The sequence below is a fragment of the Microbispora bryophytorum genome (genome assembly GCF_043197435.1).
Classification (GTDB): Bacteria; Actinomycetota; Actinomycetes; order Streptosporangiales; family Streptosporangiaceae; genus Microbispora; species Microbispora bryophytorum.
Genome location: NZ_JBICTF010000016.1, coordinates 21,167 through 35,347, shown reverse-complemented (window position 1 = coordinate 35,347; position 14,181 = coordinate 21,167). Strand labels below are relative to the sequence as shown.

Genomic DNA, 14,181 nt, shown 5'->3' with positions numbered 1-14,181 from the left:
GCGTCCCGTCAGAGAGGAACACCGATGGACAGCCTAGGCAGCGACAACGCGACCGCCAACGAGCGGTTGATGTCGTCGGCGTCGATCGGCCGCGCGTCGGTCGACATCTCGACGGAGGGAATGCCGCCGGGTCCGTCTCACCCGGTGTTGTGGCAGACCATCCGCTTCCGGCAAGGCCGCCAGCACTACCTGCCGGAGATGCACGACCGGTTCGGGGACATCGTCACGCTGCGGGTCGTGCCCGGCGGTCCGTTCGTCATCCTGCGCGATCCCGAACACATCCGGGAGGTCTTCCGGGGCGCGCCCGAGGTCTTCCACGCGGGCGAGGGCAACTCCCTCCTGGTGCCGATCGTCGGCCGCCACTCGGTGCTGACGCTCGACGCGCCGGAGCACAGGCCGGCCCGCAAGCGGATGATGCCGCCCTTCCATCACGAGCGGATCGCCACGATGGCCGAGGCGATGCGCGAGATGGCCATTGAGGAGGCGCGGAGCTGGCCGGTGGACCGGCCCTTCAGATTCCTGGAGCGGGCCTACGCGCTCACCCTCAAGATCATGGTTCGGCTCGTGTTCGGCGTCGACGACCTGCGGCGCGCGGACGAGCTCGGTCGGGCGCTGCGCCGCGTGTCCGACATCCGCCTGTCCGACATCCTGGTCTGGATCCGGCCCGAGCTGGGCAAGGTGTGGCCGTGGCGCGACTACGTACGCAGTCTCGACCACACCGACGAGCTGATCCACGCCGAGATCGCCAGGCGGCGCCGGGATCCGTCGCGCGGCAGCCGTTCCGACGCCCTGTCCATGCTGCTGGAGGACGAACCCGACGACGTGGTCGTGCGCGACGAGGTGATGACGCTCCTGGTGGCCGGGCACGAGACGACGGCGGTCGCCCTCGCCTGGCTGTTCGAACGCCTGCTGCGCCACCCCCGTGTGCTGGCGCGGGTGCGCGAGGGACTGGACGAGCCGAAGGACCCCTACCGCACCGCCGTCTTTAAGGAGGCGCTGCGGGTCCGGCCCGTGATCCACAACGTCGCGCGGCGCCTCACCGCGCCCATCGAGCTGGCCGGCTACCGGCTGCCCGCCGGAGTCTCCGTGCTGCCGTCCGTCGGCGCCGTGCACATCGATCCCCGGTTGTGGGGTCCCGACGCGCGGCGCTTCCGCCCGGAGAGGTGGCTGGAGGGCAGCCCCCCGCAGAACGCCTGGATCCCCTTCGGCGGCGGCGTACGCCGCTGCCTCGGCGCGACGTTCGCCCAGGTGGAAGTCGAGAACGTGATGGCCGCGCTGCTGCGCGCGGTGGACCTGGAGACCGTCGACCCCGGTGACGAGGGCAGCGCGATGCGCCACATCACCATGATCCCCAAGCAGGGCACGCGTCTTCGCGTCGTCCGCAGACGCGACTGACGCCGGAGCGTCGCGAAAGGTGTGAACATGAATCAGCAGGTGCGTGTCGCCGCGGTCGTCAACCCGGCGGCCGGCGGCGACGGCGAAGCCGCCGTCAGCGCCATGAGAGAGGTGGGCACCGCCGGCGTGGAGGTCTTCGCGACCACGGCGGCGGGCGACGCGGCCGGCATCGCCTACAAGCTGGCCGTCGGCTCCGCTCCTCCGGACATCATCGTCGCCGTCGGCGGCGACGGCACGGTCTCGGAGGTGGCCGCCGGCCTGTGCCAGGCCCGTGAGACGGGCGTCGCCGCGCTTCCCCCGCTCCTGATCGCGCCGGCCGGAACCGGCAACTCCAGCTATCGGGGGCTGTGGAACGACCAGCCGTGGGAGAGCGTGGCCGGGTCGGCGCTGCGGGGAGAGGCCGTCAGCCGGACGATCGACCTGGCCAGGATCGAGCAGAACGACCACCTGGTGCTGCTGGGCTCGGGCAGCGGCCTGTTCGCCGAGACCCTGCTCGCGGCCAGGAGGATGGCGGGGAGGGGACGGGAGCTGCTGATGGCGGCCGCCCTGGCCGCCATGGAGGGTTACGTGCCGTACCCCGGCCGGGTGACCGTCGACGGCGAGGTCGTCTACGAGGGAGACGTCATCGAGACGATCGTGGCCGGCTTCCGCTACCGGGGAGGCCTGCTGCACCTGGTGCCGGAGTCGATCGTGGACGACGGGAAGCTCGACATCACCGTGGTCACCGCCGCCGTGAACATGGACGAGTTCGGGCAGGCCGCCCTGTACGGCCGTGTCTACGACGTGCCGGGAGTGCGATGGGGGCGCGGCGAACGGATCACCGTCGCGCGCCTGGACGGCCAGCCGTTGTTGTACGAGCACGACGGGGAGCTCATGCCGCGGACCAGCCCGTCCTACGACGTCCACGTCGTCCCGGCCGCCCTGACCGTCCTCACCGCGGCCGAGGCGCCGTCGTGGTTCAGTGAGAGGTGATCACGTGGTCAGCGCGAGTTCCGTGCGGGGGAGCGCTCCGTCCCTGGGCGCCGAGCCGTTCCGCGACTACTGCCGCAAGCTGGCCGCCGGCGTCGCCGTGGTCACCTCGTGCGGCCCGACCGGCTGGTCGGGGACGACCGTCAGCACCGTGACCAGCGTGTCGATGGACCCTCCTCTCCTGATGTGCTGCGTGCGCCCCTGCTCCCAGACCCTGGCCGCGATCCGCGCCGCCGGGCGCTTCGCGGTCCACCTGCTGACCGACGACCAGGCCGGCCTGGCCGACCGGTTCAGCCGGTCGGCCGGCGAGGGCTCGCGCTTCGCCGGGATCGAGGGCCAGGTGCAGCTCGTCGACGGCAGCCCCGTGATCGCCGGCGCGCTCGCGGTCGGATGGTGCGACCTGTACTCCGTGGACGAGGTCGGCGACCACGTCGTGGTGTACGGGCGGCTCACGAACATGCGGGCCGGGCAGGGCCGTCCGCTGGTCTGGCACGAGCGCTCCTACCGGCACCTGGAGGTCGCGCCGCCCGACGGCGTGAACGGGAGGGGAGGCGGGTCATGACGACCACCCGGCCCGCCGGCGTCACCTCCGGTGAGCCTGCCGAGCCGCCCGCGAGCCTCACGGCGCGGCTCGCCGCCTGGGCGCACGCGGTGACGTACGAGGACATCCCCGCGGCCACGCTCGCGGCGGCCCGCAGCCAGCTCATCTCCAACCTGGCGGCCGTGCGCGCGTCGCTGCGCCATCCCGCCGGACGGGCGATCGTCGCGGCGTTCGGCCCGCCGCTGCGGGCCGACCCCACCCGGTCGGCCTGCGTACTGGCCGCCCTGGCCTCGGCGCTCGACTTCGACGAGGTCGCCTACGGGGGGCACGTCTCGACGGGAGGCGTGAACGTCGCGATCGCGCACGCCGGAGTGGACCGGCTGGACGGGCGTGCGCTGCTGACCACGATCGTCACCGCCAACGAGTGCGCCGCCAGGATCACCGCGGCGACGATCCTCAGCCCGTTCTTCCGGGGCCAGACCAACACCCACTGCCATCTCGCCGGCGCGGCCGCCGCCCGCCTCCGCGCCCGCGACGCCGCTCCCGGCGAGTGGGTCGCGGGGCTGGGGCTGGCGCTGGGAACGCTGCCCGTCCCCCTCCACCACGCGGTCGTGACCAGCGACGTCAAGGCGCTGTCGGCGGCGGCGTCCGTCCGCATGGCGCTCGACGGGTGCGACGCCGCGGCGCATGGCCTGACCGGGCCGGCGGCGATCCTCGAGCACCCGGAGGGGCTGCTGGCGGCGCTGTCGGCCGTCCCGCTGCCGGAGATCGTGACCACCGGGCTCGGCCGCCGATGGCACACCGACACCCTGACCTACAAGCGCTTCCCCGGCAGCGCCTACCTGCACGCCGCGTTCGACTGCGCCGAGCGGCTGCACCGGCGGCTCGGCGCCGTCGACGTGTCCCGGGTCCGCCGGGTGGTCGTCCACGGGTCGCTGCTGACCTGGCAGATGGAGCAGAAGGTGGCCCGGGAGCTCGACGGCCCCCGGACGAACGTCTCCGCCGCGACCCTGTCGGTCGGGTACGGCGTGGCCACGCTGCTGATGACCGGGGCGTTCGGGCCCGGGGACCTCACTCCCTTGGCCCTGGCCGACCCGGAGCGCTGGGCCCTGGCGGAGAAGGTCGTGGTCGAGCACGACATGGACCTGTCGATCCGGATGGCGCAGGCCACCTCGCCGCTGGGCGAGTCGCTGCGCCGGGCCGGGGACCGGGCGCTGGACTGGCCGGAGTTCGTGCGGTGGACCGGTGACGCCGCGCCGGCCCTGCTGGCCGCGCTGGGCGGCCCGGAGGAGACGTTCGAGCAGGCAACCATGGCGATCGGCGCCAGGGTCGCCGTCGAACTCGCCGACGGCACGGCCGCCGCGGAGAGCCGCGACGCCTTCGTCGGTTCGGCGGGCCCCGAGACGCGCCGTGACCACGGCGCGATCGTGGCCCGCAAGTTCCTGTCCACCGGCGGGCCGCGGGACGTGCTGGCCGAGCTGGAACACCTCGACGCACTCGGCCCCGAGCAGGTCGTCGCGGTCCTGGCCCGCGCGGTGGAGGATCTGCCGGAGCCCTGACGGCCCGGAGCCCCGGAGCCCCGGAGCTCCGGAGTCCGGGCGGTCCGGAGTCCGGGCGGCAGGGGCCGGCTCGTCAGGAGGACGGCTCGGGGGCCGTCTCCCGGGAAGCCGGCCCCGTCCGCGCGTCCGCCGGCCGCTCCTCGGCCCGGCCCCGTCCGGGCTTTGAAACGTGCCCGGGCTCCGAACCGGGTCCGGGCCCGGCGTCCCGCTGGAGCTCCGACCAGACGCCGGTCAGGAAACGGCCGATGTCGTGCACCGACTCGGCGGCGGCCCTGACCAGGCCCGCCTGCGCCTGCGCGGCGTGCCAGAGCCTGGCGTGCTCGACGTAGCGCACCTCGACGCCCGCCGCGCTCAGCGCGGCGGCGAGCGCGCGGCACTGCGGGTAGAGCAGTTCCCGGACGTTGGTGTGCAGGTACGTCGGGGGAAGCCCGGCAAGCGCTCCCAGCGCGGGCGCGTAGCGGTGGTCGGCGGGGTCGCCGTCGCCGAGGTAGGCGGCCGCGCAGGCGAAGGCCCACGCACGGCTGACCACGAGATCCCGGCGCCGGTCGGCCTGGACACCGGGGTTCGCCCACGGGGAGACGAGGGCCAGCGCGGCCGGCCGCGCCGTCCCCCTGGCGGCCAGCACCTGGGCGGCGGCGAGGGCGAGGCCGCCGCCCGCCGAGTCGCCCGCCAGGGCGACCGAGTTCGCCACGCGGGTCAGCGCGTCGAACGCCGCGACCGTGTCGTCCAGCGCGGCCGGGCACGGATGCTCGGGCGCGAGGCGGTAGTCCAGGAGGTAGACGGGACGGCGGATCTCCCGGGCGAGGTAGGCGGCCAGCGACCTGTGGGTCGCGGGCGACCCCGTGGTGAACCCGCCGCCGTGGAGGTAGAGCACGGCCTCGGACGAGGGGGCGGGCCCGACGACGACCCGCTCGGCCGGACGGCCCCCCAGCCACGCTTTGGAGACCGTCGTGCCCGCCGGGAGCGGTTGCAGGCGCGCCACGGCGTTCAGCAGAGCGCGCTGGACCGGCCACGGCACTCGGTGGTGGAAGGTCAGGCGGTAGTAGGGCGCCAGCAGCGCGGACGCGAGCGGCAGCGGGAGCATCGGCGTCGCCGTCACAGCGCGCTCCGGGGCGAGGGGGAGAGCCCGAGCAGCCGGGCCATCAGCACGCCGGCCCGCTGCGAGCCGGAGGGCGTGACCCGGGCCAGCCAGTCGAGGGCCTTGGCCTCGGCGCCGACGACGACCCGCGCCCTGCGCCTGCGCACGCCGTCGAGGATGACGGCGGCCGCCATCTCGGGGCTGTGCAACGCCAGCCGCCGGTCGAAGACGCCCGCGATCGCGTCCGCGTCCAGGCCGTCGGCGACCGCCAGGCGCCGGGTGATCCCCGTTCTGATGCCGCCGGGGTGGACGCAGGTCACGTGCACCGGGTGCCGGGCGGCCAGCATCTCCTGGCGCAGCGCCTCGGTGAACCCGCGTACGGCGAACTTGGAGGCGTTGTAGGCGCTCTGGCCGGGGAAGGTGATGAGCCCGAACAGGCTGGAGACGGTGACGAGGTGCCCGTCTCCGGATGCCACCAGGTGGGGCAGGAAGGCGGTGGTGGCGTACACGGCGCCCCAGAAGTTGACCTTGAAGATGTGCTCGACGTCCTCCAGGCGCGCCCGCTCGACCTCGCCGTAGTAGGCGATTCCGGCGTTGTTGTACAGCTGGTTCACCGTCCCGAACCGGGTGAGGACGTCACCGGCGTAGGAGACGACCGCGTCCCGGTCGGTGACGTCCAGGTGGTCGGCCTTGACGTCGGCGCCCCCGGCCTTGCACCGGTCGGCGGTCTCGGCCAGGCCGGCGGCGTCGACGTCGGAGATCGCCAGAGCGGCGCCGGACCCGGCGAGGCGCAGGGCGAGCGCCCGCCCGATCCCCGAGCCCGCGCCTGTGACGACGGCGACCTTCCCCGTGAAACGGGTCGTTCCGGTTCTCCTGGTCATGGGGTCTCCGCGTGGGAAGTGTGGTAGGCGTCGAGGTCGAACGTGCGGGTGACCTGCCGGAACTCGTAGGAGAAGCCCGGCCACATCGTGGTGTTGGCGCCGTGTTTGTCCATGTACCAGCTGGCGCAGCGCCCGGTGTTCCATACGCTGCGCGACAGCTTGTCCTGCAGCGTCCGGGAGAACCGGTCCTGGGCGTCCGCGCGCACCTCCACCGACCGGATGCGCCGCCGCCGCATGGTCTCGACGGCGTCGACCAGGTAGTTCACCTGGCACTCGATCATGAAGATCATCGAGTTGTGGCCGAGGCCCGTGTTGGGGCCCACGAGGATGAACAGGTTCGGGAAGCCCGCGACGGCGGTGCCCTTGTAACACTTGCGGCCGACGTCGTCGAACACCTCGCGGAGACTCCTGCCGTGCCTGCCGAAGATCTTGCGGTAGGTGGGGGAGTCGGTCACCTGGAAACCGGTGGCCAGGATGATGGCGTCGGTGTCGTGGAGGCCGCCGTCCGCGGTGGCGATGGCGTCGACGCCCACCTTGTCGATCCGCGTCGTCACCAGGCGCACGTGCTCACGGTTGAAGGCGGGGTAATAGGAGTTGGACAGGAGGATGCGTTTGCAGCCCAGGCGGTAGTCGGGCGTGAGCCGCCGGCGTACCTCCGGGTCGCGCACCTCGTAGCGCAGCTTGGCCCTGCTCAGGCGCTCCACGGGCTTGAGCAGCATCGGCCGCCTCGCCAGGCCGACGACCTGGGCCTCGTGCGCCCAGTACAGGACCGAGCGGACGAGCCGCCGGTAGAACGGCAGACGGCGGAACGCCAGCCGTTCCGCCTTCGTGTAGCGGCGTTCCAGGCGCGGCAGTATCCAGGGGGCGGTGCGCTGGTAGACGCGCAGTTCGTCGACCTGGTCCGCGATGGCGGGGACGATCTGGACGGCCGAGGCGCCGGTGCCGATGACCGCGACCTTCTTGCCGGTCAGGTCCGCCTCGTGGCTCCATCGGGCCGAGTGGAAGATCGGCCCGCCGAACGTGTCGAGCCCGGGGATGTCGGGCAGCGCCGGCTCGCAGAGCGCGCCCCACGCGCCCACCAGGATGGCGGCGGTGAAGCGCCCCTTGGAGGTGCGCAGCTCCCACCGCCCGGCCGCGTCGTTCCAGCGCGCGTCGGTGACCTCGCACCCGAACACGTGCCTGCGGCGGATGTCGTACCGGTGCGCCACCTTGCGGATGTAGTCCTGGATCTCCGTCTGTTCGGAGAACGACCTCGTCCAGTCCGGGTTGAGGGCGAAGGAGTACGAGTACAGGTGGGACGGCACGTCGCACGCCGCCCCGGGATAGGTGTTGTCACGCCAGGTGCCGCCGACGTCGTCACCGCGTTCCAGGATCAGGAAGTCGTCCCACCCCTTGAGCCGGAAGCGGACCGCGGCGGCGACGCCGGCCAGTCCTCCGCCGATCACGATGATGTGCGCGTGCCGCTCCGGCGGTTCCGCCGGATCCGGGTCCCCGGTGACCGCGGCCACGACGTCGAGCGGCGTCTTCGAGTCTGTAGAGTCCACGCGCGATCCGATCTCTCGTCATCGCCGTCTGCGCGATTCGCCCGGCGATTGTCCCAACCCGGCCTGACGTGTCTCTGAAACCCGGCCCCGCCGACGGACAGCGGTGTTTCAGGGACCTTGTAGACGATGGGTGCCGCAACGGCCGCGATGTCCGGTGCCCCGGATCTTCGCTGTCGACGACCGGGCAGGTGAGGAGAGGTCCCATGGGATTAACGCCAGCGGAGACGGGGTCGGCCGAGACACCGGACGTCCTGATTGTGGGGGCCGGAATGGCCGGGCTGGGCATGGCGATCGAACTGCTCCGCGCCGGCATGTCCGACTTCGTCGTGCTGGAGAAGGCCGACGGCGTCGGCGGGACGTGGCGCGAGAACACCTATCCGGGCTGCGCGTGCGACGTGGCGAGCGTCATGTACTCCTACTCCTTCGCCCCCAGCCGCAAGTGGTCCAGGATGTACGCGCGGCAGCCGGAGATCCTCGACTACATCGCGACCGTCGCCAAGGACCACGAGCTGGAGTCCTTCATCCGGTTCGGCACCGAGGCGGTGTCGTACGAGTTCGACGAGGCCGACGACCGGTGGCGGGTCCGCACCCGGTCGGGCCAGGAGTACCGGCCGCGGATCGTCGTGCTGGCGCACGGGGCGCTGCACCTGCCGAACGTCCCGGACTTCCCCGGCATGGCCCGCTTCAAGGGCCCGATCTTCCACTCGGCCATGTGGGACGACTCCGTGGAACTGGCGGGCAAGCGGGTCGCGGTGATCGGCACCGGGGCGAGCGCGGTGCAGTTCGTCCCGGAGATCGCGGGGGTCGCGGCGCACGTCGACGTCTACCAGCGCAACGCGCACTGGATGCTGCCCAAGGCCGACCGGCCGTTCAAGCCCTGGGAACACCGGCTGTTCCGTACGCTGCCGTTCACACAGTGGCTCTACCGGAACGTCGCGTACTGGACGCACGAACTCCCCGTCCTGGCGTTCCTCAACCCGCGGTTCGTCAAGATCCTGGAGGTGGCGTCGCGGCGCATGCTGGCCAAGCAGGTGCCCGATCCGGAACTGCGTGCCAAGCTCACCCCGCGGTACAAGATCGGGTGCAAGCGCATCCTGTTGTCGAACGACTATTACCCCGCCCTGCTGCGCCCGGACGTGGACCTGGTCACCGACGGCATCGCGGAGTTCACCGAGACGGGCGTCAGGACGGAGTCCGGCGAGGTCCGGGAGGCGGACGTGGTGATCCTCGGCACAGGGTTCCGCACCCACAACCGGTGCGCCGACATCCCGATCACCGGCCGGGACGGGCTGACGATCCAGGAGGCGTGGCGTGACGGCATGACCGCCTACCTGGGCATGACCGTCGCCGGGATGCCGAACATGTTCATGATCATGGGGCCCAACTCGGGCGGCGGAGCGCAGTCGATCCTGTTCGTGATCGAGTCGCAGCTCCACTACATCGTCGAGTGCCTCCGCATGATGAAGGCGCGCCGGGCCACCCGCTTGGAGGTGCGCGGGGAGGTCCAGCGCCGGTTCAACGCCTGGCTGCACGGCAAGCTCAACCGGTCGGTCTGGAACACCGGCGGCTGCCACAGCTGGTTCCTCGACCACACCGGGCACAACCGGCATTCGTGGCCGGGGACCGGCACGTCGTACTGGAAGGCCACCCGCCGCCCCGACCCGCGGGCGTTCATCCTGTCCGGCTCACGGGCCGGGCGGGACGCGCAGGGCGCCCCGCGGGCCGAATCCTCCGCGGGCGGTCAGTGAGGCGTACGGTCCGGCCCGGGGGTGTCGCGTTCCCTTGCCCGATAAATACGGTCGATCGTACTCTTTGTTGATGGATACCACCGCGCACATCGGTCTGACCGAAGAGACGGACCCCTACTGCCTCACGGCGGAGGACGCCGTCAGGATGCTGTCCGGAGCCCCCTGGCGCCGATACGCCGTGATCGGGGACAGTCTGTCGGCCGGCACCGGGGATCCCAGCCCGGGCTATCTCGACCAGGGGTGGTCCGACCGGCTCGCCGGCATCCTGCGGCGCGTCCAGCCGGACCTGGAGTACCTGAACACGGCGGAGGTCGGGGTGACCACCGGCGAGACGCTCGACAAGCAGGCCGGGCCGATGCTCGAGTTCGCTCCCGATCTCCTGCACGTGCCGTGCGGCGCCAACGACATCATCCGCCGGCGGCCGGACTTCGGTGAGATCGAGGCGACGCTGCGGCGCATGTACGACCTGGCGGCGGGGACCTGCGCGACGCTGACGACGTTCACCCTGGGCCGGGCCTTCGTCGTGCCGGTCTTCCCCGACTGGCGCGACCGGATCGCCACGCTGAACGACATGGTCCGCCGCCTGGCCGCCGAGTACGGCGCGGTCGTCATCGACATGTGGAGCCACCCGGTCAACGACCGAGACACGCTGCTGAGCGCCGACCGCATCCACTTCTCCACGTCCGGGCAGGCGGTGATGGCGGCAGAGATGGTCAAGGCGCTGGCCGGCGTCCTCGGCCGCGACCGGTCCGGGTCCGGCGAAGACGCTCCCCGGCACACCTGACCGGCCGCTCCTCCCGGTTCCGACTCCGCGTACGGGCCGGCGGCTCTCGCCGCCGGCCCGTCGCCGTGGGAGCGTTGAAGAAGAAATACGTACGGGCGTATGCTTTGCCTGTTCTCTTCGTGTCCCGTCGTGCCGAGGGCCGGCGGGGAGTCCCGCGTACGGCAGGCGCAGTGCGTGAGGCGCAGGAACAGGGAGGTCATGTGACCAAGGACCGGCAACAGGTGATCGCCCCCGCGGCGCCGACGGAGGAGGCGGCGATCCCCTGGGGGGCGATGTCGCTCGTCATGGTCGGCATGTTCATGGCGATCCTCGACTCGTTCATCGTCGTGGTGGCGGCACCGTCGATCGCGGCCGATCTCAACGCCTCCGTCGGTGACCTGCAATGGGTCCTGGCCGCATACCAGCTCAGCTATGCGATCCTGATGATCACGGGTGGTCGCGTGGCGGACCTGTTCGGCCGCAAGCGGATCTACGTCCTGGGCATGGGGATATTCACGCTGTCCTCCATCGCGTGCGCCATGGCGCCGAGCCCGGGAACGCTCATCGCCGCGCGTGTCGTCCAGGGCGTGGGCGCGGCCCTGATGGTTCCCCAGGTGTTCGCCGTCGTCACGGTGCTGGTCCCCGAGAAGGGCAGGCACCGGGTCTTCGGCGTCCTGGGCGTCGTGATCGGCATGGCCACGATCAGTGGCCAGCTCGTCGGCGGCCTGCTCATCGGAGCCGGCATCTTCGGGTCCGACTGGCGGGCGGTGTTCTGGGTCAACGTGCCGATCGGCGTCGTCACGCTCCTGCTCGCGCTGGCGTACGTCCCGGAGTCGCGCTCTCCCTCGGCCCGCAAGCTCGACATCCCCGGAATGCTGGCGCTCAGCGTCGCGCTGCTGCTCGCGGTCTTCCCGCTGATCCAGGGACGGGAGGAAGGCTGGCCGTGGTGGATCTGGGCGTGCTTCGCCGCTAGCCTGATCGCGTTCGGGGTCTTCGTCGCGGTCGAGCGCGCCGTGGCCGGTCGCGGCGGCGATCCGCTGATAACGCTGTCGCTGTTCGCCCAGCGCTCGTTCTCGCTGGGCATCGTGCTGGTCCTGGCCGTGTACGCGCTGCTCAGCTCCTACTACCTGTCGCTGTCGGTCGCCATGCAGCAGGGCCTCGGCATGTCGGCGCTGGGCGCGGGGCTGGTGTACACGCCCGCCGCGACCGTCTTCTTCATCTTCAGCATGGTGGCGGGCCGGCTCGTGCCGAAGTACGGCCGGCGCGTGCTCGAGGTCGGCGCGATCATCCTGGCCCTCGGATACCTGGCGACGACGGTCGTGCTGCTGCTCGGCCCGAAGCTCACCCCGGCGCTGGTGATCCCCACTCTCATGCTGCAGAGCGTCGGCGGCGGCCTGCTCATCACACCCCTGCTGAACACCGTGCTGAGCCGGATCAAGCCGGAGTCGGTCGGGATGGCCTCCGGGTCGCTGTCCACGGCTCAGCAGGTGGGCGGCGCGCTCGGCGTCGCCGTGATCGGCGCGGTGTTCTTCAACTCCTTCCACCCGCAGGCGGACGGACCGGTGGAGGCCGCGGGGCACGCCTTCGCGATGGCGTCGCTGGGCACGTTCGTGATCGCCGCGGTGACCGCCGTCCTCATCTTCCTGCTGCCCAAGCGGGCCGGGGGAGGCCGGTGAGGCGATGACCGGCCCTCCTCGGGAGGGCCGGTCAGAGGCCCAGCATCCCGTTCACGGCACGGTAGACCTTGTCCACCACGCCGGCGTCTCCCATGCGCAGGGCGGTGTTGGCGGCGCACAGCAGGGCGTCGATCTGGAAGGCGGCGAGCTGGGTGTCCAGACCCGAGACCTCGCCCTCGGCGACGGCGTTCCCCAGCTCGCCGGCGATGGTTGCGACCCACTCCTGCTGGTCGCGGAACAGCGCGTCGCGGATCGGGCCCGGCCTGCTGTCGAAGTCCGCCAGGTTCGCGGCCCGGAAACAGCCGCCGGCGAACAGCGGAGCGGTGGCGTACTCGGTCCAGCGGTCGAGCAGCGCGCGCAGCCGGGCGACGCCCGGCTGCGCCGACCGGGTCGGCCGGATGACCGCGTCGATGAACAGGCGGCGCGCGTACTCGATGGTGGCGAGTTGGAGCGCCTCCTTGCTCTTGAAGAGGGTCTGGATGCCGGCCTTGCTGAGCCCGGTCTCGGTGGCGAGCCGGCCGAAGGAGACGTTCCCGAGCCCCTCCAGCGAGGCCAGATCGACCGCGTGCCCCAGGATGCGCTCGCGTGTCCTGGCGCCGCGCAGGAGGCGTTTGTCCGTGACCCCGGTCTTTCCCCCCAGGAGAGCCCGACCGGGTGCGATCGTGTCATCGTGCGGCGCCACGGGATCCACAGCACTCCCCATACGATCGACCGTACACCATAAGTCCTCACCCCGATCGGCCGCAGGCAAACGCGGGAACCCGGATCGACCGTCATCCGCCCGCCCGGCCTCCGCGCGGCCTACTCGATCGACCGGGTAGCTGCTCGAACGTGCGGGTCCCCCTTGGAGATTCCCTCTGGTTAGACTCCTGCCGATGACAATTCGGTGAGATCCACCTGTTATTCGTCGCCAGGGGCCTTACCTGCCGCCGAGGAGGATGCTCCGTTCCTCCGCCGGTGATGCGGCAACTACGTGGCGTGGCCCGTTTTCCACTAGGGGGAAGTGAACTGTGGCGATCGTTGGCATCGATGTTCTCGGCCCGTTGCGAGTCAGGTTTTCCAATTGTGAGGCGGCGCCGACCGGAGCGAAACTAAGAAGTCTTTTCGCCATTCTCGCATTCCGTGCCGGACACACGGTGATGCGCGACGAACTCATCGACGAACTCGACCTCATGACCACCACCGACGACGCCGTCAACGCCCTGCACGCGCATCTCGCCCGGCTTCGCCGCTGGCTGCGGCACTACGGCCGGGAATCCGACCTGATCGAGACGGTCGGCTCCGACTACCGGCTCAACCTGGACCGGGGCAAGGTGGACGCGCACCGGTTCGTCAACCTCACCGAGCGTGCGCTGGACCTGGCGCCGGGGACTCCTTCGGTGGTCGCGAGCATCCTCAAGGACGCGCTCTGCCTGTGGCGCGGCGACGCCATGCTCGACGCCCTCGACGGGCGGCTGGGCGCCGCCGCGGCCAACGAACTGGACAACTGGCGCGCGGTCGCGCGCGAGACGCTGATCGACGCGTGGCTCTCTCTCGGCAGCAACCAGCAGGTGGTGCTGAACGCCAGGAAGTTCATCGCCGAGAATCCGCTGAACGAGATGATGCACGCCCGGCACATCCGCGCCCTGTGCCGGATGGGCCGGTACGCCGAGGCGATCGAGGCCTACAAGAACGCCGAGAAGGTGCTGAGCGACGAACTGGGCGTCGGGCCGGGCAGCGAACTGTGTCTCGCCACCGAGGATCTGGTGAGCCTCGGCCCGGGCTTGGCACTGCCCCGCGAGAGCCGGCGAGGCGCGGCCGACCGCGGGGAGCTGGCGTCCCACGCCGGACGCGCCGCGCGGAAGGCGCCCCGCCCCACAGGCCCGGCCCGGCCGGACAGGCCCACGGACCGGTGGGCCGCACTCGGCGCGGGCCGATGACCCTGACGGAAAGCGGTGGGACCACCGTGACCGGCCGCTTCCCGGGCCGTGCCCGGAAAGGTCGCCCGGGGCGGCCTCGGCGGTCTTCCCGGGTGGGACAGGCGCCGG

General features: G+C 71.6%; 12 protein-coding genes. 8 read left to right on the top strand and 4 right to left on the bottom strand.

Going from position 1 to position 14,181, the window contains the following annotated elements:
* Positions 1 to 24: 24 nt before the first annotated feature.
* The 4 genes from ACGFIB_RS35710 to ACGFIB_RS35695 are packed head-to-tail and all read left to right on the top strand — an operon-like array spanning position 25 to position 4,464.
* Entirely contained in the window at positions 25 to 1,395 is a 1,371-nt protein-coding gene (locus ACGFIB_RS35710) for a cytochrome P450 (protein WP_357251196.1), read from the top strand.
* A 27-nt stretch (positions 1,396 to 1,422) separates the two neighbouring features.
* Positions 1,423 to 2,367, top strand: coding sequence for a diacylglycerol/lipid kinase family protein (locus tag ACGFIB_RS35705; RefSeq protein WP_191054587.1), 945 nt, complete (start codon positions 1,423 to 1,425; stop codon positions 2,365 to 2,367).
* Between the two features lie 4 nt (positions 2,368 to 2,371).
* Positions 2,372 to 2,926 (top strand): flavin reductase family protein, encoded by a 555-nt coding sequence (locus ACGFIB_RS35700; RefSeq protein ID WP_357251198.1) that lies wholly within the window; start codon positions 2,372 to 2,374, stop codon positions 2,924 to 2,926.
* On the top strand, positions 2,923 to 4,464 hold the full coding sequence (locus ACGFIB_RS35695) for an MmgE/PrpD family protein (RefSeq protein WP_393377855.1): 1,542 nt from the start codon (positions 2,923 to 2,925) through the stop codon (positions 4,462 to 4,464). The genes ACGFIB_RS35700 and ACGFIB_RS35695 overlap by 4 nt, the downstream gene beginning before the upstream one ends.
* 73 nt (positions 4,465 to 4,537) lie before the next feature.
* On the opposite strand, the gene ACGFIB_RS35690 is transcribed toward ACGFIB_RS35695, so the two are convergent.
* The 3 genes from ACGFIB_RS35690 to ACGFIB_RS35680 are packed head-to-tail and all read right to left on the bottom strand — an operon-like array spanning position 4,538 to position 7,967.
* The gene (locus tag ACGFIB_RS35690) at positions 4,538 to 5,563 is read right to left on the bottom strand and encodes an alpha/beta hydrolase fold domain-containing protein (protein WP_357251204.1); all 1,026 of its coding nucleotides are present in this window, start codon (positions 5,561 to 5,563) and stop codon (positions 4,538 to 4,540) included.
* Positions 5,560 to 6,423: an SDR family NAD(P)-dependent oxidoreductase gene (locus tag ACGFIB_RS35685; protein WP_191054590.1), complete on the bottom strand. Its 864-nt coding sequence runs from the start codon at positions 6,421 to 6,423 to the stop codon at positions 5,560 to 5,562. Before ACGFIB_RS35685 ends, ACGFIB_RS35690 begins: the two co-directional genes overlap by 4 nt.
* Positions 6,420 to 7,967 carry a flavin-containing monooxygenase gene (locus ACGFIB_RS35680; protein ID WP_393377852.1) on the bottom strand — a complete coding sequence of 516 codons (1,548 nt, stop codon included), beginning with the start codon at positions 7,965 to 7,967 and terminating at the stop codon, positions 6,420 to 6,422. The genes ACGFIB_RS35685 and ACGFIB_RS35680 overlap by 4 nt, the downstream gene beginning before the upstream one ends.
* Before the next feature lie 203 nt (positions 7,968 to 8,170).
* On the opposite strand from ACGFIB_RS35680, the gene ACGFIB_RS35675 reads away from it, so the two are divergent.
* The 3 genes from ACGFIB_RS35675 to ACGFIB_RS35665 all read left to right on the top strand — a co-directional run bounded on the left by ACGFIB_RS35675 (position 8,171) and on the right by ACGFIB_RS35665 (position 12,154).
* On the top strand, positions 8,171 to 9,715 hold the full coding sequence (locus ACGFIB_RS35675; RefSeq protein ID WP_357265526.1) for a flavin-containing monooxygenase: 1,545 nt from the start codon (positions 8,171 to 8,173) through the stop codon (positions 9,713 to 9,715).
* Between the two features lie 70 nt (positions 9,716 to 9,785).
* Positions 9,786 to 10,499: an SGNH/GDSL hydrolase family protein gene (locus tag ACGFIB_RS35670; RefSeq protein WP_357251212.1), complete on the top strand. Its 714-nt coding sequence runs from the start codon at positions 9,786 to 9,788 to the stop codon at positions 10,497 to 10,499.
* A gap of 200 nt (positions 10,500 to 10,699) precedes the next feature.
* The gene (locus tag ACGFIB_RS35665; protein WP_357251215.1) at positions 10,700 to 12,154 is read left to right on the top strand and encodes an MFS transporter; all 1,455 of its coding nucleotides are present in this window, start codon (positions 10,700 to 10,702) and stop codon (positions 12,152 to 12,154) included.
* 31 nt (positions 12,155 to 12,185) lie between these two features.
* Here ACGFIB_RS35665 and ACGFIB_RS35660 read toward each other — a convergent pair whose 3' ends face one another.
* A complete protein-coding gene (locus tag ACGFIB_RS35660; RefSeq protein WP_357031991.1) occupies positions 12,186 to 12,857 on the bottom strand; it encodes a TetR/AcrR family transcriptional regulator in 672 nt (223 codons plus the stop codon).
* A gap of 307 nt (positions 12,858 to 13,164) precedes the next feature.
* On the opposite strand from ACGFIB_RS35660, the gene ACGFIB_RS35655 reads away from it, so the two are divergent.
* The gene (locus ACGFIB_RS35655; RefSeq protein ID WP_357265530.1) at positions 13,165 to 14,073 is read left to right on the top strand and encodes an AfsR/SARP family transcriptional regulator; all 909 of its coding nucleotides are present in this window, start codon (positions 13,165 to 13,167) and stop codon (positions 14,071 to 14,073) included.
* Positions 14,074 to 14,181 lie beyond the last annotated feature (108 nt).